The 23,269-nt window shown below is 42.5% G+C and carries 18 protein-coding genes; 6 read left to right on the top strand and 12 right to left on the bottom strand.

Features of this window, described 5'->3' with window-relative positions:
• The first annotated feature begins 362 nt into the window (after positions 1-362).
• Positions 363-599, top strand: a complete 237-nt coding sequence (locus M5X66_RS07035) for a major outer membrane lipoprotein (RefSeq protein ID WP_004263789.1) — start codon at positions 363-365, stop codon at positions 597-599.
• A gap of 107 nt (positions 600-706) precedes the next feature.
• Here M5X66_RS07035 and M5X66_RS07030 read toward each other — a convergent pair whose 3' ends face one another.
• The 9 genes from M5X66_RS07030 to ydiJ form a co-directional block, all read right to left on the bottom strand.
• Positions 707-1,762, bottom strand: a complete 1,056-nt coding sequence (locus tag M5X66_RS07030) for a L,D-transpeptidase family protein (RefSeq protein WP_036950414.1) — start codon at positions 1,760-1,762, stop codon at positions 707-709.
• A gap of 250 nt (positions 1,763-2,012) precedes the next feature.
• Positions 2,013-2,429, bottom strand: coding sequence for a cysteine desulfuration protein SufE (gene sufE / locus M5X66_RS07025; RefSeq protein ID WP_036950416.1), 417 nt, complete (start codon positions 2,427-2,429; stop codon positions 2,013-2,015).
• Between the two features lie 72 nt (positions 2,430-2,501).
• Positions 2,502-3,740, bottom strand: a complete 1,239-nt coding sequence (gene sufS, locus M5X66_RS07020; RefSeq protein WP_036950418.1) for a cysteine desulfurase SufS — start codon at positions 3,738-3,740, stop codon at positions 2,502-2,504.
• Positions 3,741-3,744: 4 nt separating this feature from the next.
• Positions 3,745-5,052 (bottom strand): Fe-S cluster assembly protein SufD, encoded by a 1,308-nt coding sequence (sufD, locus tag M5X66_RS07015; RefSeq protein ID WP_108479013.1) that lies wholly within the window; start codon positions 5,050-5,052, stop codon positions 3,745-3,747.
• The gene (gene sufC, locus M5X66_RS07010; protein WP_036950422.1) at positions 5,027-5,773 is read right to left on the bottom strand and encodes a Fe-S cluster assembly ATPase SufC; all 747 of its coding nucleotides are present in this window, start codon (positions 5,771-5,773) and stop codon (positions 5,027-5,029) included. Before sufC ends, sufD begins: the two co-directional genes overlap by 26 nt.
• A gap of 45 nt (positions 5,774-5,818) precedes the next feature.
• On the bottom strand, positions 5,819-7,318 hold the full coding sequence (gene sufB, locus M5X66_RS07005; protein ID WP_036950424.1) for a Fe-S cluster assembly protein SufB: 1,500 nt from the start codon (positions 7,316-7,318) through the stop codon (positions 5,819-5,821).
• A 16-nt stretch (positions 7,319-7,334) separates the two neighbouring features.
• Positions 7,335-7,703 carry a Fe-S cluster assembly scaffold SufA gene (gene sufA, locus M5X66_RS07000; protein ID WP_036950521.1) on the bottom strand — a complete coding sequence of 123 codons (369 nt, stop codon included), beginning with the start codon at positions 7,701-7,703 and terminating at the stop codon, positions 7,335-7,337.
• Between the two features lie 383 nt (positions 7,704-8,086).
• The gene (locus M5X66_RS06995) at positions 8,087-8,503 is read right to left on the bottom strand and encodes a hotdog fold thioesterase (RefSeq protein WP_036950426.1); all 417 of its coding nucleotides are present in this window, start codon (positions 8,501-8,503) and stop codon (positions 8,087-8,089) included.
• Positions 8,500-11,556 carry a D-2-hydroxyglutarate dehydrogenase YdiJ gene (ydiJ, locus tag M5X66_RS06990; RefSeq protein ID WP_270103965.1) on the bottom strand — a complete coding sequence of 1,019 codons (3,057 nt, stop codon included), beginning with the start codon at positions 11,554-11,556 and terminating at the stop codon, positions 8,500-8,502. The genes M5X66_RS06995 and ydiJ overlap by 4 nt, the downstream gene beginning before the upstream one ends.
• Before the next feature lie 254 nt (positions 11,557-11,810).
• Between ydiJ and ydiK the strand changes: the two genes are divergently transcribed.
• Positions 11,811-12,926 carry an AI-2E family transporter YdiK gene (gene ydiK / locus M5X66_RS06985; RefSeq protein ID WP_036950431.1) on the top strand — a complete coding sequence of 372 codons (1,116 nt, stop codon included), beginning with the start codon at positions 11,811-11,813 and terminating at the stop codon, positions 12,924-12,926.
• 683 nt (positions 12,927-13,609) lie between these two features.
• Here the strand turns inward: ydiK and ppsA are convergent.
• Positions 13,610-15,988: a phosphoenolpyruvate synthase gene (ppsA, locus tag M5X66_RS06975; protein WP_108479015.1), complete on the bottom strand. Its 2,379-nt coding sequence runs from the start codon at positions 15,986-15,988 to the stop codon at positions 13,610-13,612.
• 281 nt (positions 15,989-16,269) lie between these two features.
• Here ppsA and ppsR point away from each other — a divergent pair, with 281 nt between their 5' ends.
• The 4 genes from ppsR to M5X66_RS06955 all read left to right on the top strand — a co-directional run bounded on the left by ppsR (position 16,270) and on the right by M5X66_RS06955 (position 21,558).
• A complete protein-coding gene (gene ppsR / locus M5X66_RS06970) occupies positions 16,270-17,112 on the top strand; it encodes a posphoenolpyruvate synthetase regulatory kinase/phosphorylase PpsR (RefSeq protein WP_036950523.1) in 843 nt (280 codons plus the stop codon).
• A 136-nt stretch (positions 17,113-17,248) separates the two neighbouring features.
• Entirely contained in the window at positions 17,249-18,298 is a 1,050-nt protein-coding gene (locus tag M5X66_RS06965) for a 3-deoxy-7-phosphoheptulonate synthase (RefSeq protein WP_154599993.1), read from the top strand.
• 271 nt (positions 18,299-18,569) lie between these two features.
• Positions 18,570-20,696: a TonB-dependent receptor domain-containing protein gene (locus M5X66_RS06960; RefSeq protein ID WP_154609741.1), complete on the top strand. Its 2,127-nt coding sequence runs from the start codon at positions 18,570-18,572 to the stop codon at positions 20,694-20,696.
• A gap of 490 nt (positions 20,697-21,186) precedes the next feature.
• Positions 21,187-21,558 (top strand): helix-turn-helix domain-containing protein, encoded by a 372-nt coding sequence (locus M5X66_RS06955; protein ID WP_006813273.1) that lies wholly within the window; start codon positions 21,187-21,189, stop codon positions 21,556-21,558.
• Between the two features lie 83 nt (positions 21,559-21,641).
• Here M5X66_RS06955 and M5X66_RS06950 read toward each other — a convergent pair whose 3' ends face one another.
• Positions 21,642-22,658, bottom strand: a complete 1,017-nt coding sequence (locus tag M5X66_RS06950; protein WP_154609740.1) for a lipoate--protein ligase A — start codon at positions 22,656-22,658, stop codon at positions 21,642-21,644.
• A 74-nt stretch (positions 22,659-22,732) separates the two neighbouring features.
• Positions 22,733-23,218: a C40 family peptidase gene (locus tag M5X66_RS06945; RefSeq protein ID WP_036950443.1), complete on the bottom strand. Its 486-nt coding sequence runs from the start codon at positions 23,216-23,218 to the stop codon at positions 22,733-22,735.
• Between the last annotated feature and the right edge of the window lie 51 nt (positions 23,219-23,269).

Here is a 23,269-nt window from a genome sequence, read left to right as displayed (position 1 = left end):
TTAGCAATCCGTGCGAAACATAATTTCAATAAGTTACGTTATGATCCGCGAAGATATAATTCACCCAGATTTTGATTACAAAGCATTTACAAAATAAATCATAAAACGATAACCATTCGCTCAAATTTCAAACTAAATAACCCTTAATTGAAATTTTTATTCGTTTTCACCCTGTTAAATATAAAGTATTTCTAGCAAAACTTTGAATTACGTACTAGCATAAGACTTAGTAAGTACCATACCCTAATTTACATTAGGTTGTTTTAAAGGGATAGAGGTAGCTTTAAGATAACGCTCTTAAGTCTATTTTTTGGTTACTTGCTTTTATATTTTCAAGATAAATCAATCTAGAGGGTAAAATAATGATTCGTACTAAAATTGTACTGGGCTCTATCGTATTAGCTTCAGCATTACTGGCGGGTTGTTCTAACAGCACTGAAGTGCAAAAGCTCTCTTCAGACGTGCAAACTCTGAACGGTAAAGTTGACCAACTGAGCAACGACGTTCAGTCTCTGCGTTCTGATGTACAAACTGCACAAGAAGAAGCAGCTCGTGCAAACCAACGTCTGGACAACCAAGTACGTACTTACAAAAAATAAGTCCGGCTTGATGTTATCTAGAAAAGCTTAATAGCTGAATTATTGTTGAGGGCCTATTTTATAGGCCCTTATTTTTTACTTCAAAACTCATTTAAGGTAGGCAGTCATTAGCTTTTAAATGACTGATATTTGGCAGGAATTGAAGACTTCACTTCTCCTTCAAACACAGGTTGTGGTTGAGTAATCGTGAATGGCGCAATTGGTTTTAATTGCTGATAATCGCGTTTCATCGATTCTGAATCATCCCCAACATTAACCCTTACTGGCAATCCTGAACGTCTAGACAACTCTGCTTGAACTTTTGCTTTATCAATGCCTGGGTTACTCGCTAAAAACGCTTGGAAATCTTCAGTCAGCTTGATTGGCATTGTCTGTGGGTCATCACTGTCTTTACGTGACAATGGCTGATGCACCTCAATGTAATAGCTACCATCTGGCTCTTTTGCATATTTAACTGGCTGATCGATAACTTGAACGCGCGTTCCTTTTGGTACGTTAGTAAACAGTGCTTTAATATCATCTGGGCGTAGACGAATACAGCCAGAGCTAACACGCATACCAATACCAAAATTGGCGTTAGTACCGTGGATCAAGTATTCACCACGACCATAAGACAGGCGTAAGGCATACAGCCCCATCGGGTTTTCTGGACCAGCAGGTACCACCGCCGGGAGTGTGATACCCTGCTGTGCATAATGTTTACGGATATTGGTGGTTGGTGTCCATGTAGGGTCTTTAATCAATTGGCTAATGGACGTCACCATTTCAGGTGTATCTCGTCCTAGCTGACCAATACCGATCGGATACACAGCCACTTTATGGCTATTTTCAGGGTAATAATAAAGACGCATTTCCGCTAAGTTAATCACGATACCGGTACGCGGTGTCGAAGGTAATAACATTTGAGCAGGAATAATCAGTGGCTTACCCACTTCAGGTAAATAAGGGTCTGTTCCTGGGTTCGCCTCTAACATCGCCAACAAACCAATCTGATAGTCGCTTGCGATAGCTTCCAGTGGGCGCCCATCGTTAGGCACCACATAGGTGATATTTTCCCCGATCAGGCGTGTGTTGTTATTGGGTAATGGATAATCTTTAGCCTGCGCTGGTGCCAGCACCGCACTCATGACAAACAGACTTACCGCCGTCAAAACTCTTTTCATACCTACTCCAAGGAAAATAAGATTCATTACAAAATTCAAACAATATCGCTCATAATAGCAACTATCTCGAATATCTTTAATACTTAATAAATATTTTAGTCTGCTAATAATTTGAATGTGAGCTAACTTTGTCTCGTCATTGTTAGTTTAGCAATAAAATACAGTGAGTTACTTAGGTATATTTTCTAGGATAAAAATAATAGGAAGAAAAGAAAAGTGTGGGAAATTCCGACAATTTCCCACTGAGTACTTAAAGAAGTTGGTGAGCTCGCGCTAAAATCGACTTAATCATGCCATTTAAACCTTGAGTCCGAGAAGGCGTAAGATGCTGCTCAAGCGCCAATTGCTGGAAAAAGTGTTTTACATCCACAGCAAGGATCTGTTCAGGTGTTTTTCCTTGAAAGAGAATAATCACAATCGCCACTAACCCTTTAACAATAGCGGCATCACTATCTCCGGCAAGAACAACATGACCATCCGGTTGTTTTTGCATATCAATCCACACTTGGCTTTGGCAACCTGCTATCAAGTTATCATCCACCTGTTGAGCTTCAGATAACGCAGGTAATCGCCCGCCCAGTTCAATCATATACAAATAGCGTTCTTCCCAATCTTGGCAACGTGCAAAATTGCGTAATAGCTTCGCTTCATCGGGTAACGCCGACATAATATTTCCTTCTCTCTATCTGCTACAATCTCTATTTGCTGCAATACGGTGACTTCGATATACCATCGGTATCTAGCCAAGTAATTGTTTAACACGCAGTAACGCATTATACAAAGCATCGATATCCTGCTTAGTCGTATAAACACCAATAGATGCCCGACACATCGCAGGAACTTGATAATGTTCCATTAATGGCATAGCACAGTGGTGCCCAGTACGAATAGCAATCCCATATCTATCCAGAAATGCCCCAACATCATAAGCATGATGTTCACCTAAATTAAAGGCTATCACGCCTTCACGTTGGTCATTCCCATATAAATGAAGGGAAGGCACTTGCTTAAGCAAATCCGTCGCATATTGCATCAATTGCTTTTCATACGTAAAAGTTTCGCTTAATCCTAACTCATTGAGATAGTCTAAAGCTGCGCCTAACCCAATGATACCACTAATATTTGGGGTGCCAGCTTCAAATCGCCATGGAATGTCCGCAAATGTGACTCCTTTTTTCAGGCTGACTTGGCGGATCATCGCCCCACCCCCTTCCCAAGGCGGCATTTTTTCAAGCAATGCCTTCTTGCCGTAGAGGATCCCAATACCGGTTGGTCCATATAGCTTATGGCCTGAACAAACATAAAAATCGCAATCTAGCGCTTGTACATCCACCTGTTGATGCATCGCCCCTTGTGCACCATCCACGAGGATGGTCAGCCTATTTCCATACCTCCCTGCAATTTCACGCGCTTGTGAAATCAATTTTTTCACCGGATTAACGGTACCAAGCACATTGGAAATATGAGTGAAACTGAAGAGTTTTGTACGCACATCGATGAGTTGTGCGAGCTGAGTGGCATCGAGGGTACCATCCTCAAGGATAGGCAGGATTCTGACTTCAAAGCCACGCTCTTGCGCCAACATAAACCAAGGAACAATGTTCGCATGGTGCTCCATTTCAGTGATAATAATATTATCACCTTGCTGGATAAACTGGCGCCCAAAGCTATTAGCAACAAGGTTAATCCCTTCCGTCGTCCCTTTGACAAACACTATCTCTTCAGGGGAGGCCGCATGCAAAAAATCCGCGGCTTTTTGGCGAACATTTTCCACCAGCGTGGTGGCATTCGCGCTTAACGTATGAACCCCACGGTGCACTGCCGCGTATTGATGCAACGTAAATTGACTCTCTGCATCCACAACCTGCTGAGGCTTTTGAGCACTCGCCGCACTATCTAAATAGACCAATGGATGGTTATTCACGGATTGCGCTAAGGCAGGAAAATCCTGCCTGACCGATTCAACATCAAATAACATCGGTTTACACCTCCGCTAAGCGTTGATGAATATTCGCCATCACGGCCTGTTTTAACCCATCGATGGTAATAGATTCGGTTAATTCAGCTGCGAATGCATTGATAATCATCTGTTTAGCAGCTTGACTATCAATCCCTCTAGAGCGTAGATAAAAGAGTTGCTCATCATCGATGCGCCCAACCGTTGCCCCATGACCACACTTCACGTCATCAGCATAGATCTCCAGTTGAGGCTTCGTGTCAATTTCCGCTTTTTCACCCAGTAACAGAGTATTGTTAGTCATTTGACCGTCTGTTTTCAGCGCGTTAGGGTCAACTTTGATCATCCCGTTGAATACCGCTTTGCTGCTATCCATGGCGATCACTTTATGCAGCTGTCGGCTATTACAATAACCCGCATTGTGTTCAAGATAGCTGCGTGTGTCGGCAATTTCATTACCTTGCGGCAACAACAGGCTGTTTAACTCGAATTCCGTATTTTCACCGTCAAGACGGCTACTTGTATGATGACGGGTTAGCCCTGCACCTAATAAAAAGCAGCTACTTTTCACTTGGCTATCACGCCCCACCACAATGTCATTATGAGCAAAGTGCTGCGCCTGTGGGTTTTCTGTCATCAGTTTGAAATGGGTAAACTGAGCGTTATCACCCACTTCAACCGTTAAACGCCCACCAGTAAGATGCGCTTGGTCATCTAAACTGACAAAGTGTTCAATCACTTGAGACTGGCTATTGTTCCCCAGAGTCAAATGATAGCGATATTGGCTCATGTTCATTGAGCTTGGATCATGGCTACCACTGGAGATATTCAGTAAATAGAGTGGCTTAGTCGCAACTTTATTGGCAGCTAACTGGATGATAAGCGGTTGAGCCGCTAGGCATTCCGTTAAATGTAAGAAAATCTCGCTGTTCACCGCATCTGGTAGCCAGTCTTGGCTATCGAGCAGAGAAACTTGAAATTCCCCCGTATCGACAGAGCTCAGTTCCGCATTGTAGCGTCCATCCACCAACACAACACGATAGGCATCGATAGCTAATGCGAGTGCGTCACTTAGCGGTGCCTGCTGTTCTTGTGAGCTAAAACGGTAGTGGGTATTTAACACGCTGTTTAACGGAGTATAGTGCCAGTCTTCATGACGAAAAGCGGGCAGCCCTACGTGTTTAGCAAGGCTCCAATGGGTTTGAGCGTGCTGAGATTTTCCACCTAATCCTTGCTCATATAGCGTTTCAAAACGGCGCATTGCCTGCTGATTTAAAGCATCAACCGCAGCGCGTTTTTCCGCTCTTTCACTGTTGGTCAATAAGCCAGCCATAGCCTTGCTCCTCCAGTTTTTTCGCTAAACTGAAATCACCGGATTTGATGATTTTTCCTTGATACAGGACGTGAACAAAATCAGGTTTTACATAGTCCAAAATTCGCTGATAGTGGGTCACGATAATAAATGAACGCTCTGGTGTACGTAGTGAATTCACGCCATTGGAGACGATTTTTAGCGCATCGATATCTAAACCCGAATCGGTTTCATCTAAAATACATAACTTAGGCTCTAACGCTGCCATCTGTAAAATGTCATTCCGTTTTTTCTCTCCACCGGAGAAACCTACGTTAACTGAACGAGTAAGCAGGTCTTGTGGCATATCCAACAATTCGATTTTATCTTCGATAAAATCTTGGAAATCAAAGCGGTCTAACGCCTCTTGCTGGCGATATTCGCGCACCGCATTCACTGACGTTTGCAGGAAAAATTGGTTACTCACACCCGGAATTTCAACCGGATATTGGAATGCAAGAAAAATCCCTTCACCCGCGCGTTCCTCTGGATCTAACTCAAGTAAATCCTTACCGTTGAATGTCACTTCACCACTATCAATTTGGTAATCTTCACGGCCTGCTAGGGTTGCGGACAAAGTACTTTTACCCGAACCGTTTGGTCCCATAATCGCATGAACTTCACCCGGTTTAATTTCCAGAGACAGCCCTTTTAAAATTTCATTACCTTCTACACTTACATGTAAATCTTTAATACTTAACATATCAACATGCCTTTAGCGCTCAAGCGCAACTAAACTCGGTTAGGATCAGCCCACACTGTGTTCTAAGCTGATAGCCAATAATTTTTGTGCCTCAACGGCAAACTCTAGTGGCAATTCTGAGAAAACATCTTTACAGAAGCCGTTAACAATCATTGAGATAGCGTCATCTTCGCTGATCCCACGTTGCAAGCAATAAAACAGCTGGTCTTCACCAATGCGCGACGTTGTCGCTTCATGTTCTAATTGCGCGGTATTGTTCTTCACTTCCACATACGGGAAGGTATGAGCGCCACATTGGGTACCAATCAGCATGGAGTCACATTGGGTAAAATTACGAGCGTTATGGGCACTCGGAAGTATTTTGACGAGCCCACGATAACTATTTTGGCTTTTACCTGCCGAAATCCCTTTTGAGATAATCGTTGAGCGGGTATTTTTGCCAATGTGGATCATTTTGGTGCCCGTATCCGCTTGTTGGTTACCGTTGGTCAGCGCGACAGAGAAAAATTCCCCAACAGAGTTATCCCCTTTTAAAATCACGCTTGGGTATTTCCACGTAATGGCAGAACCTGTTTCGGATTGTGTCCATGACATTTTGGAATTTTCCCCTTCGCACAGGGCACGCTTAGTCACGAAATTGAGAATTCCCCCCGTTTCGCTATCACCACCCGAGAACCAGTTTTGAACTGTCGAGTACTTCACTTCGGCATCTTTATGGATAATCACTTCCACAACAGCTGCGTGCAATTGATAGCTATCCCTCACTGGTGCTGAACACCCTTCGATGTAACTCACATAACTGCCTTCGTCGGCAATTAATATTGTGCGTTCAAATTGCCCTGTTTTTGCCGCATTAATACGGAAATAAGTCGATAACTCCATAGGGCAACGCACCCCTTTCGGGATGTAAACAAAAGTTCCGTCCGATGCCACGGCTGCATTCAGTGCAGCAAAAAAGTTATCGTGACTCGAGACGACGCTACCTAAATATTTTTGAACCAGCTCAGGGTATTCTTGAATAGCTTCGCTGAACGAGCAGAAAATGATCCCGTGCTTGGCTAAATCGCCACGGTAGGTTGTTGATACAGAAACGGAGTCAAAAATCGCATCTACCGCCACTTTACTGCCTTCACGGACAGGCACACCAAGCTGATTGAAGGCATCTTCCACTTCGCTCGTCAGGTAATTCGCTTCTTCCGCAGCGCCTGTTGATTGTGTCGCGCCTGGCTGTGAACCACAGGCATCATCACACGACCCGCAAGATGGCGCGGAATAATAGCTATAATCTTGGTAATCCAAATTTGGATAATGGGCTTTCAGCCAGTGTGGCTCTTCCATGCCTTTCCAGTGATTAAAGGCATCAAGACGAAATTGCAGCATCCACTCAGGTTCATTACGCTTCGCAGAAATAGCACGAACCACCTCTTCATTTAGCCCTTTTGCCATCTCATCGGTGGCAACTTGGGTAAAAAAGCCTTCTTTATAACGTTTTTCATCAAGCCAGCTTTGAACATCTTCGCCAACTTCTACATTGCTCTGAGACATAATCTAGCTTCACAAGTTAAACGCCGAAGCTTTCACCACACCCACAGGCATGTTGAGCTTTCGGGTTATTAAATTTAAAAATATGGTTAAGCCCTTCTTGGACATAATCCACTACCGTGCCATCAATGAATGGCATTGCTTTTTTAGGCACATACAAGTGTGCGCCATCGAGTTCAAACACTAAGTGGTCATCGGTTGGGTTTTCAATCATCTCGAAGACGTATCCAAAACCTGCACATCCCGACTGTTTCACGCCGAGGGATAGACCTTTACTATTCGGTGTTTGAAGAACTAACTTATTGATCTGTTTAGCGGCACTTGGGGTTAGGCTGACGCCCTGCCATGAATTTTCATCCAATGAAAATGTTTCTACACCACCAGTCATATTGACCTCACTTTTCTTATGGTTTTTCAGCCTGTTATCAGCGATTTCTTCTCTATATGACATGGTAATGATTACCCATATGACTTCAACCATTTGTTTTAAGAGGTTATAGCGATGAGAACGGTTTACTGACAGGATTTTAGTTTATGGAAATATCTAACCAATTAATAATTAAGAAATAAATCTCATTCATGATAATGTTTTTTATGTATTATTGAGTACATAAAAATAACACAAATTAATAAAGTGATATTCGGTTTAGTACCACATTCATTGAATGAGAATGAATAAATTAGATAAGTTATAAAGAATTGATATGAAAGATAAATATAGGATTGATACCCTCAAATAAACTGAGGGTATCAGAAGAAACAAACTGCTGATTATTCAAACAATACGGCAGTTGTTAAACGGGAGGTGCAACACAGTTGGTTTTTCTCGTTAAAAATTTCGATATTCCACACTTGCTGACGGCGCCCTAGATGAATCGGTTTGCATACACCTCTCACCACACCTTCTCGCGCTGCACGAATATGGTTTGCGTTAATTTCCACACCAACTACACGTTGATCACCTTCACTGCATAGGTAGCCTGCGATTGAACCTAAGGATTCAGCCAATACAACCGAAGCACCACCGTGTAGCAAACCAAAAGGCTGTTTGGTGCGATGGTCGACTGGCATGGTACCTTCAAGGTAGTCATCACCAAAGCCTGTAATTTCAATCCCTATATGGCCTAACATACAGCTTTCAGCCATTGCCGCCATTTGTTGCAAGTTAAATTGACGCTTCCAAATCATGAAACAATCTCCAGTAAGGCTTGAATTGGGTGTTTGATTGCCGTTTTTTCCATTCGTTTTACTTGGCTACGACAAGAATATCCCGAACTTAAGCAGCGTTCTAGGGGTAGTTTTTCTATCGCAGGTTTCCACGATAGATTGTAAATACCTTTTGAATTCTCAAGGTTAGCGACTTCATGACCATAAGTTCCCGCCATTCCACAGCATCCAACACTCACATTAGTGAGTTTACGCCCGTAACGGGAAAACAGTGCAGCCCATTGGTTGGCGCTATTGGGTAATGCCGTTGATTCGGTACAGTGACCAAAGAGATACCAAGGCTGCTCATCAGTTCCGTCATTTTTGGTTTGTTCCGGTAATGAGATTAGCCATTCATGAGCCAGCATTACCGTAAATTGGCATTGCTCCTCACCTAAAATTTCATGATATTCATCGCGATAACACAGTACCAATGCAGGGTCGACACCCACCATCGGTAATTGCAGTTTAGCAACACGATTTAAAAAGTCTGATGTTTTACGTGCAGTTTTCGCAAAACGGCTTAAGAAACCTTTGATATGTTGTGCTTTGCCATTCGGTGAGAATGGGAGTAACACAGGCTTATAGCCTAACTTTTCGATCAGACGAACAAAATCCACCACCACTTTTGCATCATAGTAGCTAGTGAACGGGTCTTGCACCACGAGCACATGTTTTTCGCGCTGGCTAGCAGACATTCCTTCAAGTTGTTCTAATGTCAGGGAGGTCGCTGCATGCCCTGATAACTCCTGTTTCAGCGTCGGTTGAGAAAATAACGGTAAATCCACCATACCAATAGTGTGTTCGCTCAGTTTCTGAACCACCGTTTGACGCAAGAAGAAGTTAAAAACGCCCGGTGCTTTTGACATTAACGGAGCACTAGCTTCCACATTCGCCACAATATGGTCACGAACTGGTCGCAAGTAACGGCTATGATATAGCGCAAGAAATTTTGCCCGGAAAGACGGCACATCAATTTTAATGGGGCACTGAGTCGAGCACGCTTTACAGGCTAAACACCCAGACATTGACTCTTTTACTTCATGGGAGAAATCATAATCCCCTTGCTTCGCCCGCCATGAGTTACGCGTTTTTTCAATCAACCCACGTAACGATGGAGACTCGCTTTTCACGCCTTTTTCAATTTGCTCTGCTGTAACGCCCTGCTCCGCCAATAAACGCAGCCATTCTCGAACTAACGTTGCACGACCTTTCGGTGAATGCACGCGCTGGCGGCTAATTTTCATCGATGGGCACATTTGACTTTTTACATCAAAGTTGAAACAAAGCCCGTTGCCGTTACAATCCATCGCACCTCGGAACTCTTGGCGTATTTGAATTGGGATTTGACGATCGTATGTGCCGCGTTTGGTTGCATCCACCTGTTTCATTGGGGCATCGATACCCGCTGGTGGACAAATTTTTCCGGGGTTCAAACGGTTATAGGGATCAAATGCCGCCTTAATATTACGCAGCTCACCGTAAAGCACTTCACCAAAGAATTCTGGGCTATATTGCGCTCTGAAGCCTTTACCGTGTTCCCCCCACAGTAAGCCGCCATATTTTGCAGTCAAAGTAACAATTTCATCCGAAATTTGCTTCATTAACATTTCTTGCTGAGGGTCGCACATATCTAATGCTGGGCGAACGTGTAAAACACCTGCATCCACATGACCAAACATCCCATAATTTAGTTTATGGCTATCCAGTAGCGCTCTGAATTCCTCGATATAATCCGCAAGATGCTCCGGTGGTACACAGGTATCCTCAACAAATGGGATGGGTTTCGCGGCACCTTTGCTGTTACCCAATAATCCCACTGCTTTTTTGCGCATATTATAGATACGAGTAATATCAGCAAGGTCATGACAAACTTGGTAGCCAATCACGCCCGCTTGCTGACTCGCCATCAATTCATCAAGGCGCTGGCATAAGCTATCAGTCAAACGATTGATTTCATCTGCATCATCGCCACTAAACTCAACAATGTTCAGCCCAAGCATCTCTTTATTCGGTACATCGGTGATCAGCGATTTTACGGAGTGCCAAACAATATCTTCTTTCGCAAGATTCAAAACTTTCGAGTCGACAGTTTCTACCGAGAGTGCTTGCGCCTGCACCATAAATGGTGCGTTACGCAATGCGGATTCAAACGAATCATATTTGACGTTCACCAAACGGCGCACTTTCGGTAGCGGCGTAATATCCAACGTGGCTTCCGTAATAAACGCCAGCGAGCCTTCAGACCCTGTTAAAATTCGCGTTAAATCAAACTGAGTAAGGTCATCATTAAAAACATGGCGTAAGTCATAGCCCGTTAAAAATCGGTTTAGTTTTGGAAATTTTTCTTCAATTAACGGACGTTGCTCTAAGCAGCGTTCAAGTACAGTTTTATAGATACGCCCTTCGACTGAATCCTCTAACGCAATCGTTTGGGCGAGTTCGATAGGCATAGCGCGAGTATCAAGGCAAGCGCCACCCAAAACCATCGCTTTAACCCCTAAAACATGGTCTGACGTTTTGCCATACACTAATGATCCCTGTCCAGAAGCATCTGTGTTGATCATCCCGCCCAATGTCGCACGGTTACTTGTGGATAGCTCCGGAGAGAAAAAATAGCCATACGGTTTTAGAAATTGGTTGAGTTGGTCTTTAATCACGCCAGCTTCAACTTTTACCCATCCCTGTTCTGGGTTGATTTCTAAAATTCGATTCATATAGCGGGACATGTCCACTACAATCCCTTCGGTGAGTGATTGCCCATTAGTGCCCGTTCCCCCGCCGCGTGGCGTGAAACTTAATTCACGGTATTTGTCTTGCCCTGCGACGCGCGTAATGATTTGTACGTCAGCGCTGGAACGCGGGAAGATGACAGCTTGTGGTAATAGTTGGTAAATGCTGTTGTCAGTCGCCATGGATAAACGCTCAGCGTAGCTGGTGCCAGTATCACCAGTAAAACCTTGCTGTTGTAGCTCGTGCAGAAATTGGATAGCTAACTGACTAAGATGTGGTGCTTCAGATATACGCGGGATCATTATTAATCATGACTCTTGTTGTTGAGTAATCGCATTTGTCGTTATGTACTATCTTTAGTTTAAGTAGCACAATAGGCACAAGGTTTATTGGAGTGTTCCCTCGCAGCCTGTAAAGATAGCGCATCTGCCGGTGACATTGTCAGTAAAACCATATCACAATATCGTTTCTTTTAAGCATGAAAAATAATTACACTATTTTCACCTGTAAAAGCCCTAACCCCACAGAATTTTCATTTGTTAAGGATTGATCATTAATGGAAAAATCGCAAAAACGTTTGGATTTACCCAAACTCGTCCTTGGACTGCTCTCCATTATCTTTATGATAGCGACCTGTTTTTGGGTCTTAAGCCCATTTATTTTAGGATTCGTATGGGCGGGGATGATGGTGATTGCTACTTGGCCAATTCTCTTACGACTACAAGCACGCCTATGGAATAAGCGCTGGCTTGCTTCGCTGACCATGGTTCTACTGATCTTCCTTCTTTTTGTTATTCCAACCAGTATTTTGATTGGCAGCATTATTCAAAACAGTGCGCCGCTTATCGAATTGGCGAAGTCACCGGCCAGTATCACCTTGCCGGATTTAGAGTGGCTGAATCAAGTGCCTATGGTCGGAGAGAAACTGTATTACGCTTGGCACAGTTTAGTAGCAAGTGGTGGTAATGCGTTATTGGCTAAAGTACAACCTTATTTCGGTCAAGCCGCAGGATGGTTTGCAACGCAGGCCGTTAGTGCCAGCCGCTTCTTATTCCACCTCGTATTGATGCTGCTGTTTAGTGGGCTGCTCTATTATAAAGGCGAGCTGGTGACAATCGGTGTTCGTCACTTTGCTGTACGTCTTGCGGGCATCCGCGGCGATGCGGCTGTGGTACTTGCAGCACAATCTATTCGTGCAGTCGCACTTGGCGTAGTTGTTACTGCGTTAATTCAAGCCATTGTGGGTGGGGTTGGTCTTGCTCTATCGGGTATTAGCTATGCTGCCATTTTAACGGTCTTGATTTTTATCTGCTGTGTTGCACAACTTGGCCCACTATTAGTCATGGTACCTTCCGTTCTGTGGCTATTTTGGACGGGAGATACTACCTGGGCAATTATTCTCGGGGTTTGGGCGGCAGTGGTTGCCACTATGGATGGAGTGCTACGACCTTGGCTAATTAAAATGGGTGCAGATCTTCCTATGGTGCTTATTTTAGTGGGAGTTATCGGCGGTATCTTATCATTCGGTATGATTGGCTTATTCATTGGTCCTGTGGTGCTGGCTGTCTCGTATAGCCTGCTCAAAGCGTGGATGAATGAAGTGGCACCACCAAGTGAAAATTTAGAAGCCACCGAAAAATTCCTTGAAGAAGAATTCTTAATGAAGAAATAAATTTCATTTAATTCGAGAAAACATGTTTCATTTTGGACATGTTTTCTCGACTATCTATTCTCATTAATATTTAGAAACAATATTTAACACACTACTGTTAGTTTTTATCTTTAATTATGTTAATATTCTCCACATCGAATGAATAATCATTTGGGAACAATAAGTAATATGGTATTAAGAGTGTTCCGAGTGATTAACTTATTTAAACAGTTTAATATATCCCTGTTAATATCTCTTCGATAACGAATTAATAAGTTATGTTATTTAATTTCTAACGTGACTTACTTAACCAAATTGCTGTGTGTAGTCTTTGCCTGTCAGCCCATGATAGGCTTTTTTTTTATCTCTATCTCCCCCACACTCCGCTTCTCTGTTGCATAGTTAATATAATATTCCAATTACTCTCTCTATACGTAATTACGCATAATTAGAGTAATGGATTTAATGGTTTTAATTATTTAATAACTTTTTATTTAACATTAATAATGAATCCATTTATGAGACTATAGTTTTATTTTGCTGAAAATCTGAATAATATATTATGAATATTTACGTAAATTAAACTTACATTGAGTTTAATTCTATCGCTGTAATAGGTTGTCTCTATATATAAACAAAGGTCGGCAAATAATAATTATTTACCGACCTTCTTATAATGAACAATCTAAAAATGAATAATTAAATTATTGATTTCCAGCGATTGTTAGCCAAGTGTGCACTACTGTGTCTGGGTTCAACGATAAGCTATCAATGCCCTCATCCACCAGCCATTGTGCGAAATCTTGGTGGTCTGATGGGCCTTGCCCACAAATACCGACATATTTGTTCTGACGCTTCGCAGCCTTAATTGCCATTGACAACATTGCCTTAACCGCATCATTACGTTCATCAAACAATTCAGATACAACACCAGAGTCTCTATCAAGACCGAGGGTTAACTGAGTCATGTCGTTAGAACCAATGGAGAAGCCATCGAAATGTTCAAGGAACTGATCAGCTAGCAGTGCGTTAGATGGGATTTCACACATCATAATCACTTTTAAGCCATTCTCACCACGTTTCAGGTCATGTTTTGCCAGCTCAGCAACCACCGACTCGGCTTGTGCTACTGTGCGAACAAACGGAATCATAACTTCAACGTTAGTCAGACCCATCTTATTACGAACGCGTTTAACGGCTTCACACTCCAGTGCAAAACATGCACGGAAGCTATCTGACACATAACGCCCCGCCCCACGGAAGCCCAACATAGGGTTCTCTTCCTTCGGCTCATATTTATCGCCACCAACGAGGTTGGCATACTCATTGGATTTAAAGTCAGATAAACGCACGATCACGCGTTTTGGCCAGAATGCTGCAGCGAGTGTTGAAATCCCTTCCGTCAGCTTGCTAACGTAGAATTCAACAGGGTCGTCATAGCCGACCATCATATTGCGGATTTCTGCTTGTAATTCTGGCGTCTGAGCATCGAACTCTAGCAGTGCTCTTGGGTGAACACCTATCATGCGGTTGATGATAAATTCGAGTCTCGCTAAGCCGACACCTTCGTTTGGTAAACACGCAAAATCAAATGCACGGTCTGGGTTACCGACGTTCATCATGATTTTGACGTTCAAATCAGGCATGTCGTTCACTTCTGAACTGTGGATTTCAAACGCCAATTTACCGTCATAAACAAAGCCAGTATCCCCTTCAGCACAAGAAATAGTGACATCTTGGTCTTCTTTCAGGCGTTCAGTTGCATCACCACAACCAACAACGGCAGGGATACCAAGCTCACGCGCGATGATCGCCGCATGGCAAGTACGACCGCCACGGTTTGTTACGATAGCAGCCGCTTTTTTCATGATAGGTTCCCAATCGGGGTCCGTCATGTCCGTCACTAATACGTCACCCGGCTGAATTCTATCCATCTCACTTAAGTTATGGATGACTTTAACCGAACCTGCGCCAATGCGATGACCGATTGCACGACCTTCAACTAAGACCTGCCCTTGGTCTTTCAGTTTATAACGCTCCATAACCTGTTGGTTAGAACGAACGGTTTCCGGACGCGCTTGAACAATATATAGACGACCATTATGACCATCTTTTGCCCATTCGATATCCATTGGACGACCGTAGTGTTTTTCGATCTGTAAAGCTTGACGAGCCAGCTCTTCCACTTCGTGATCGGCTAAAGAGAAACGATTGCGTAGTGCTTCTGGCACATCTTCAATCTTCACTTGTTTACCGTGCTCTTTACTGTCGGCATAGACCATCTGCAATTTTTTAGAGCCTAATGTACGACGTACAATCGCAGGCTTATTATTTTGCAGGGTTGGTTTATGGACATAGAACTCATCTGGGTTTACCGCGCCCTGTACCACCATCTCGCCGAGACCATATGCGGAGGTAATAAACACGACTTGGTCAAAACCAGACTCAGTATCGATAGTAAACATAACGCCGGAAGAAGCGAGGTCAGAACGCACCATTCGTTGTACACCCGCAGATAACGCGACGCCACGATGGTCGTAGCCTTGGTGTACACGATAAGAAATAGCACGGTCATTAAACAGCGACGCAAATACATGTTTAATGGCAACCAATACCGCATCAATCCCTTGAACGTTGAGGAATGTCTCTTGCTGCCCAGCAAATGAGGCATCAGGCATATCTTCAGCGGTTGCTGATGAGCGAACAGCGAATGACGCTTCGGCTTCACCTTCAGATAATTGAAGGAAAGCTTCACGAATATCCTGCTCTAATGCTTGCGTCAATGGGGTATCAATCACCCATTGGCGGATCTGAGCACCGGCTGCCGCCAGTTGGTTCACATCATCAATATCCGTTTCATCTAGCAGGTTGTAAATACGCTGGTTTACACCGCTCTGCTCCAGAAAATCATTAAACGCCTGTGCGGTTGTCGCAAAACCGTTTGGTACGGATACACCAAGATCGGACAAGTTGGTGATCATTTCACCGAGGGAAGCGTTTTTGCCTCCAACACGGTCAACATCGTTCATCCCTAATTGGTTATACCAAAGTACATTACACGGAGTAAGGCCATTTGTGGACATTGAAAGCGATCCTTTTATAGCAATTTAGTGACAGACAACAAATCGTAAAAAATCTCGTTGGCGAAAATTCGCCTCGCGAATAGACTAGCACAGACGTTATGGGAAGATGGACTGGTGAATCGTTCCATCAATTAATAAAATTTTTTTGTTCTAAAAATTGTTCAAAATTTGTCTATACTTCCCCCCATAAATGATTTTTAAATGTTTATTCACTTACAATATTTTCCAAAACTCAGAAAAAATACGATAAAAAGAAGCCAGTTATGAGCGAATTAAATTCTATGAGTAAAAATGCCAGCCAAGTTCAACGTACCGTTTTTTTCATCTCTGATGGCACCGCAATCACAGCTGAAACGTTAGGGCACGCCGTCTTATCTCAATTTCCATTATCCTTTATTTCTTACACTTTACCGTTTGTTACCACGCAAGCACGAGCGCTTGAAATTAAACAAAAAATTGACACTATTTATGCTGAAACAGCCCTTCGTCCACTGGTGTTTTATTCAATAATTTCCTCAGAAGTGAAAGAAATCATCACTCAAAGTGCAGGATTTTGTCAGGATATTGTGCAAAGTTTGGTCGCCCCAATACAGCGAGAAGTCGGGTTAGAACCGGAGCCAAAACTCAATCGTACTCACGGGTTATCCATGCAAAATATGAACCAATATGATGCCCGTATTGCAGCAATTGAATATACCCTCGCTCATGATGATGGTATTTCATTACGTAACCTTGAACAAGCTCAAGTAATCTTAATTGGCGTCTCTCGCTGCGGTAAAACACCAACAAGCTTATATTTAGCGATGCAATTTGGCATACAAGCCGCCAACTACCCATTCACTGCCGATGATATGGACAATTTACAGCTGCCTGCCGCATTACGTCCCTATACCCATAAACTTTTTGGTTTAACTATCAGCCCTGAACGCCTTGCCGCAATTCGTGAAGAACGCAGAGAAAATAGCCGTTACGCCTCGCTTCGCCAGTGTCGTATTGAAATTGCTGAAGTAGAAGCGCTATTTAGACAGAATAAAATCAATTACTTAAATACTACCAACTACTCTGTTGAAGAAATTTCAGCCAAAGTGATTGATACGATGGGATTACAGCGTCGTATTTTTTAGCAAAATAAAATATAAAAAATTATTCATTCAACCCAAGTTGGTGGTTTGAATTTGAGCCAGTTTCGTTTATTGTGACCTTAGTCACTAATACGGCTGTACAAAAAGGCTCAGCCGAGTAAAAGTTTTGAGAAACAAAATGCATAAAACAGATGAGTTACGAACTCAGCGAGTGGACAGTTTAATTACGCCACAAACACTCGCTGAGGAATTTCCGATATCCCAAGCAATCGCCGATAACGTGACAGCGTCACGTAAACGAATTGAAAAGATCCTATCCGGTGAAGACCCGCGTTTGCTGGTGATTGTAGGTCCTTGCTCTATTCATGACATTGATGCCGCAATTGAATACGCTAATAAGCTAAATACGTTACGCCAAAAATATCAAGATCGCTTAGAAATTGTCATGCGCACCTATTTTGAAAAACCGCGTACCGTTGTGGGCTGGAAAGGTTTAATTTCTGACCCGCACCTTGATAACTCATGCCAAGTGAACACCGGCATTCGTTTAGCGCGCAAGCTTTTGATTGAAGTTAATCAATTAGGATTAGCAACCGCTACTGAATTCCTCGACATGGTGACAGGACAATATATTGCGGACTTAATTAGCTGGGGAGCGATTGGCGCTCGTACCACCGAAAGCCAGATCCATCGTGAAATGGCATCAGCGCTCTCCTGCCCTGTTGGTTTTAAAAATGGTACCGATGGTAATATCAATATCGCTATTGATGCTATTCGTGCCGCCAAAGCGCAGCATATGTTTTTATCACCAGATAAGAGCGGACAGATGACAATCTACCAAACCAGTGGTAACCCTCATGGGCATATCATTATGCGTGGTGGCAAGAAGCCTAACTATGAAGCGCAGTACATTTCACAAGCTTGTGAAAAATTAAATGAGTTTGGTTTAGCTGAGCATTTAGTGGTGGACTTCAGCCATGGTAACTGCCAGAAAATTCATCGTCGCCAATTAGATGTAGCGCAAGATATCGCTCAACAGATTAAGCAAGGCTCAACAGCAATTAGTGGTGTGATGGCAGAAAGCTTCTTAAAAGAAGGTAATCAAAAAATCTGTGCAGACCAGCCTCTAGTTTATGGTCAATCAATTACCGATCCATGTTTGGGTTGGGAGGACACTGAACAATTGATTGAAATACTGGCTGACGCAGTTAACTTCCGCTTTAAATAACCTTTTCATCCAAAAATGACACCTGCGCTTTAGCTTATTTTCAATCTAAAGCGCTTATTTTCATTTACCCTCTAAATAACTCACTGCAAACACATTCATCTAAAGAAATAATTAACTATTTATTTTGAAAAACTCAGTATTATTAACCAAAAAATACTTGATGCCGCCATTTTATTATCGATAATGATTCTCGTTTTTAACTATAAGCCACCTCTGATATTTTTTATTATCTCGGTAGCCAGAATCATATTACTCAGGAAAGGATTTCCTAATGGCGTTTACATTGAGATCAGCATCAACTTCAGATGCTTCACACAGCAAAGTATTTTCTTTATCAACATTAGCCGTCGCCCTTGCTATGACTGGATTCAGTACCTTAGCCGCTAACGACGTGATCCACGTAACCACTACCCCTCTAAATAACGAAAAATTTGCCGTTGCCGAACAATTTGAGGTCATTGATACTACGGCACCAGAACAACAAACTGCCTCATCTGCTCTCGATTTGTTAAAGGGTCAAGCGGGCATTTTTGTGACTGGAGCAGGTAGTACCTATGGGCAGTCAGTGCAGATGCGAGGCTACGATTCACGTGGCGTAAAAATTATGGTGGATAATGTTCCCCAAGATTTTTATTCGGGCTTATTTGATGCCACCTTCATTGATCCATCATTGATCAGCAAAACTTACATTCATAAAGGCGCGTCTTCTGTACAACATGGAAGCGGCGCACTGGCTGGAACTATTTCCATCAAAACGTTAACGCCATCGGATATTCTTAAGCCCGACCGAAAATTTGGTGGTCGTTTATTCGGTGGAATGAATCGCAATGACCCCAGTTATCATGCGGGAGCCACGCTTTTAGGGCGTTTAGGTCCACTAGATAGCGTAATCAGTTACACCCAACGGAAAAAACAGCTAGCTGGATCGCCTGTTTCCAATAAGTATGACCATCGAGAATCAGTGCATAACTGGTTATTCAAAACAACGTGGTATGCGCTTCCTGCCTATTCTATCGGTTTGCAGTACAAAGAATACCGCAATGATGCCATTGACTTGAAGCAACCCGAGGTCATTGACACCCGTCAACCTAAATTTAAAAACTCCCCTCATCAGAGGGAAACCATACAAAAAGACATTATCATTGATCAAAATTTCACACCTGATAATCCATTGAATTGGCAGGCAAATTGGTCACTTTATTACACCAACCTTCATCTTTCACAATTAGATTTACAGAAAAAATCAAACATTTTTACGTCATACAGTTATGACACTGAAACGCGTAATCAATACACCTATGGAAGTCAGTTTTCTAATGACTTTTCTATTCATACGCCACGTATAAGTCACCATATTCAAAGTGGAATTGATTATGTTCAGCAACATCAGAAGTCTAATGAATACGCTATAAGCTACCCTCCAGCCGAGATTTCGAATGCTTCTGCGTGGTTAATCGATGATGTAAGCTTAAAAAGCGTGCCTGTGACTTTGTCTGCGGGAACCCGTTTTACCCATTACAAAACTGCACGTGAAAATGTTGGCAAACAGCAGCACAATAATTGGTCATCGCGTTTTGCCGCTACCGTCACACCAACGAGTTGGGTCAAATTACATTCATCCTATGCCGAAAGTTATCGTGCCCCACGTCTCTCTGAACTCTACAATAACTCTAACCATTTTACTGTTCCCCTACTCGGTCTTGTCTCTGATTTCCGCCCATCACCCGATTTAAAACCGGAGACAAATAAAACGGTTGAGGCTGGATTCACTTTCAGTTTTGATAATTTTGTTTTGCAGGGTGATGAACTGCAAATTGGCTCAACTTATTTCCATACAAAGTCAAAAAATCACATCGTGACCAGTGGTGATTTTAAGAAGGTCAGTGGAAACTGGTTCCCATCGCAAATATTCTTGGAGAATATTCCATCTGCGACGATATCCGGGTTTGATAGCCACATTCGATATTCAAATGAGTGGTTTGACTTCAATATCAACCACAATATCACTGACGGGCGAGAAAATGATACGCATTATTCCCTATCGGCCATTCGCCCTGAAACACTGATAATGCGTTTCAATGCACCAATTGCAAACAGTGACGTCAACGTGGGTTGGTCCGGTGAATTTACCGCAAAAACTAAATTCATGGGGAACTCACAATATCAATCATCGAACCAAAATACAGAGAACGGGTTAGATCGCAAACACCGTGAAGTGATTCAATATGCAGGTTATGGCGTACATGACTTTTACGTAAACTACAAAGCCGACCAATTTGTCAAAGGGCTAAATACCACCCTGACCCTGAAGAATGCGTTTGATAGAAACTATGTCTCTTCTATGGGCGTACCACAGGAAGGTCGTAATTTTTATTGGAATGTGAATTATCAGTGGTAATTAATAAGTAACTACATATTGAAATCAGGTTCATTTACCCCAATCTTAAATTTCATGGGTAAATGAACCTTTCAATACATCGCACTATTGTTAAGAAAACAATTTACCTCGGAATTTCCTGTTAATTGTTATATTACCTTGAGTTATTTTGTTCATAATAACATCAAATAAAATTTCAATAATTTACTTGGTTAATAAAATAGAACAGCACCAACAATAAATTTGAATAAGTCTATTAACAGCCTAAATAAAGCTATTTTTATCCAGAAAAATAATCATAATCAATTGAATTAAAAGATAAATTAACATTCATCTATGTATGTTTAGTTTTTCGCATTTCAATGAAAACTATCGTAACAATAGTTATTCTCATTCAAAAACCGCACGATTAGCCTATCGATATATCGGAAAAAAAGGAAGAATAGACCATAATTTCATGAGTTATTATTAGTTATTAATGAACAATAGCCTACTAGAGTAGGAGGTAGATATGTCAGAAAGTGTAGTCAATGAAATCATTAGATGGCTTGAAAGCCAATTACAACGCAATGAAGGCATCAAAATCGATACTATCGCGGATAAAAGCGGATATTCGAAATGGCATTTGCAGCGTGTATTTAAAGAACTTAAGGGCTGCACGCTAGGCGAATATGTTCGTAAACGTCGCCTGCTAGAAGCCGCTAAATCATTACGTGAAGGCAACTTACCTATTCTAGATATCGCGTTGCAATATGGCTTTAGCTCTCAAGCCACATTTACGCGTATTTTCAAGAAACATTTTGATACTACCCCTGCTAAATTCCGTCAAGCGGGTGAGTTACCAGAATGCAAAACTTTTATGACTTGCAATTGCCATCATTAAGCGCACATTAGATTTTCGTTACACCCTCAAACACCCATTCCAACGAAATCTATATTTTGAGCCGATAATCATCGGCTCTTTTTTTATCTCAGTTCGTTAACGAGCCAGTTTTCTAAATCTGCAAACTGTTCCGTCAACGCGGGCCACAGCGTCTTCATTTGTTTCATTAACTGACGGATGGTTTCCGTTTGGTAAACTTGCCCCACCAATTGCTGACTTAACCATTCTAATGGCGATGGATCGAGACTGTCGGTGAAAAATTGGCAGCGCGTGATCACGCCTTTTTCAATATCAAAATGAAACTCAATACCGCCCCATGGGAATCGGGTATCCGCCATGTGACTAAAAGCAGGCGCTTGCCCAAAGTTCCATTCCCAGCTACTTTGCTTCGCAAATGTCTCTGCAAAATTAGGTAAATCAGGGAGTTTTTCCGGTGAAATATATTCCGGTTCGACGGTTTCACCATAATAACTAAAGAAGCTATTTATGATCCCTTCGCACACTTTTTCATGAGAAATATCCGGTACTAGCTCATTTAAGTTGGCAACGCGAGAACGTACTGACGTAATCCCTTTGGCTTGCAGTTTTTTAGGATCAGGATTGAGGTAATTTGCTAAACGACTTAAATCGGTATTAATCAGTAAAGTACCGTGGTGAAAGCCACGATCTTTAGTTTCACGGTAGGCTGAGCCTGAAATTTTTCGTGGACCATTTTCAGTTTCGAGTACTAAATCATTACGCCCAGAAATTTCAGCGTGGATCCCGACTTTTGCCAGCCCATCCACAATAATTTGCGTTGAAATGGTTTTATCATATTCCGGTTTCCCTGCCATAAAGGTAAAACAGGTATTGCCTAAATCTTGAAATACAGCCCCGCCACCACTGCTACGACGCGCTAATCGAACATTATCTTGTTCCATTTTACGAGTGTTACACTCTTTCCATGGGTTTTGAGCGCGACCGATGACCACCGTATCGGCATTCCGCCATAGGAACATCACGCGTTGATCAGCTGACATTTGACGAAAAATGGTTTCTTCAACCGCTAAATTAAACCAAGGATCGAAGGATTCAGAAATAAATAAACGTAATGTAGACATTCGGCTATCCTAAAAGCAAAACTTGCTCCTAAGATAGCATAATCACTGAAGAATTAATGAGGAATGAAGCGAAATTAGATGCGCCGTGCCTGCCAAAACACTTTTCGCCAATAGCTATTATCCATCGATGAACGCATCACACCTTTACTAGTAGATGCATGGATAAATGTGTTATCAGTATCGTAAATCCCAACATGCAGACCGTTTTCCCCTGATCCCGTTTTAAAAAATACAAGGTCACCCGGCATTAAATCCGATTTATCAATACGCGTACCTAAACGCGTTTGGTCAACCGTCGTACGCGGGACTTCAATCGCAAAGCGATCACTGAATGTTCGATAGACAAAACCCGAACAATCCACACCATTTTGGCTCATGCCGCCATAGTGATACGGCGTGCCATACCACTGGCTTAGCTGGTCTTTGAGCTGCGCGATAGTCATTATGGGATCAGACAATTGGGTTTTCATTGGCGGTGCTGACGTCCGTTTTACGGATGAAGAGCAGCCAATCAACACGAGGCAACACAGCAATGGTAGGTATTTGAGATTCACTATCATAGCGTACCTTATAGATAACCAGCGGGCATAGATAACCCCAAAATAATAACC

The organism is Providencia sp. PROV188 (assembly GCF_027595165.1).
GTDB lineage: Bacteria > Pseudomonadota > Gammaproteobacteria > Enterobacterales > Enterobacteriaceae > Providencia > Providencia lanzhouensis.
This window is presented reverse-complemented; position numbering and strand designations above follow the sequence as displayed.

Coding starts and splice junctions, on each gene's coding strand:
- ppsR (WP_036950523.1), top strand. CDS start 16,270: ATGAGTAAAAATGCCAGCCAAGTTCAACGTACCGTTTTTTTCATCTCT.
- sufD (WP_108479013.1), bottom strand. CDS start 5,052: ATGGCTGGCTTATTGACCAACAGTGAAAGAGCGGAAAAACGCGCTGCG.
- M5X66_RS07035 (WP_004263789.1), top strand. CDS start 363: ATGATTCGTACTAAAATTGTACTGGGCTCTATCGTATTAGCTTCAGCA.
- M5X66_RS06960 (WP_154609741.1), top strand. CDS start 18,570: ATGGCGTTTACATTGAGATCAGCATCAACTTCAGATGCTTCACACAGC.
- ppsA (WP_108479015.1), bottom strand. CDS start 15,988: ATGTCCACAAATGGCCTTACTCCGTGTAATGTACTTTGGTATAACCAA.
- M5X66_RS06955 (WP_006813273.1), top strand. CDS start 21,187: ATGTCAGAAAGTGTAGTCAATGAAATCATTAGATGGCTTGAAAGCCAA.
- sufA (WP_036950521.1), bottom strand. CDS start 7,703: ATGACTGGTGGTGTAGAAACATTTTCATTGGATGAAAATTCATGGCAG.
- sufS (WP_036950418.1), bottom strand. CDS start 3,740: ATGTTATTTGATGTTGAATCGGTCAGGCAGGATTTTCCTGCCTTAGCG.
- M5X66_RS06965 (WP_154599993.1), top strand. CDS start 17,249: ATGCATAAAACAGATGAGTTACGAACTCAGCGAGTGGACAGTTTAATT.
- sufE (WP_036950416.1), bottom strand. CDS start 2,429: ATGTCGGCGTTACCCGATGAAGCGAAGCTATTACGCAATTTTGCACGT.
- ydiK (WP_036950431.1), top strand. CDS start 11,811: ATGGAAAAATCGCAAAAACGTTTGGATTTACCCAAACTCGTCCTTGGA.
- M5X66_RS07030 (WP_036950414.1), bottom strand. CDS start 1,762: ATGAAAAGAGTTTTGACGGCGGTAAGTCTGTTTGTCATGAGTGCGGTG.
- M5X66_RS06950 (WP_154609740.1), bottom strand. CDS start 22,658: ATGTCTACATTACGTTTATTTATTTCTGAATCCTTCGATCCTTGGTTT.
- ydiJ (WP_270103965.1), bottom strand. CDS start 11,556: ATGATCCCGCGTATATCTGAAGCACCACATCTTAGTCAGTTAGCTATC.
- M5X66_RS06995 (WP_036950426.1), bottom strand. CDS start 8,503: ATGATTTGGAAGCGTCAATTTAACTTGCAACAAATGGCGGCAATGGCT.
- sufB (WP_036950424.1), bottom strand. CDS start 7,318: ATGTCTCAGAGCAATGTAGAAGTTGGCGAAGATGTTCAAAGCTGGCTT.
- M5X66_RS06945 (WP_036950443.1), bottom strand. CDS start 23,218: ATGATAGTGAATCTCAAATACCTACCATTGCTGTGTTGCCTCGTGTTG.
- sufC (WP_036950422.1), bottom strand. CDS start 5,773: ATGTTAAGTATTAAAGATTTACATGTAAGTGTAGAAGGTAATGAAATT.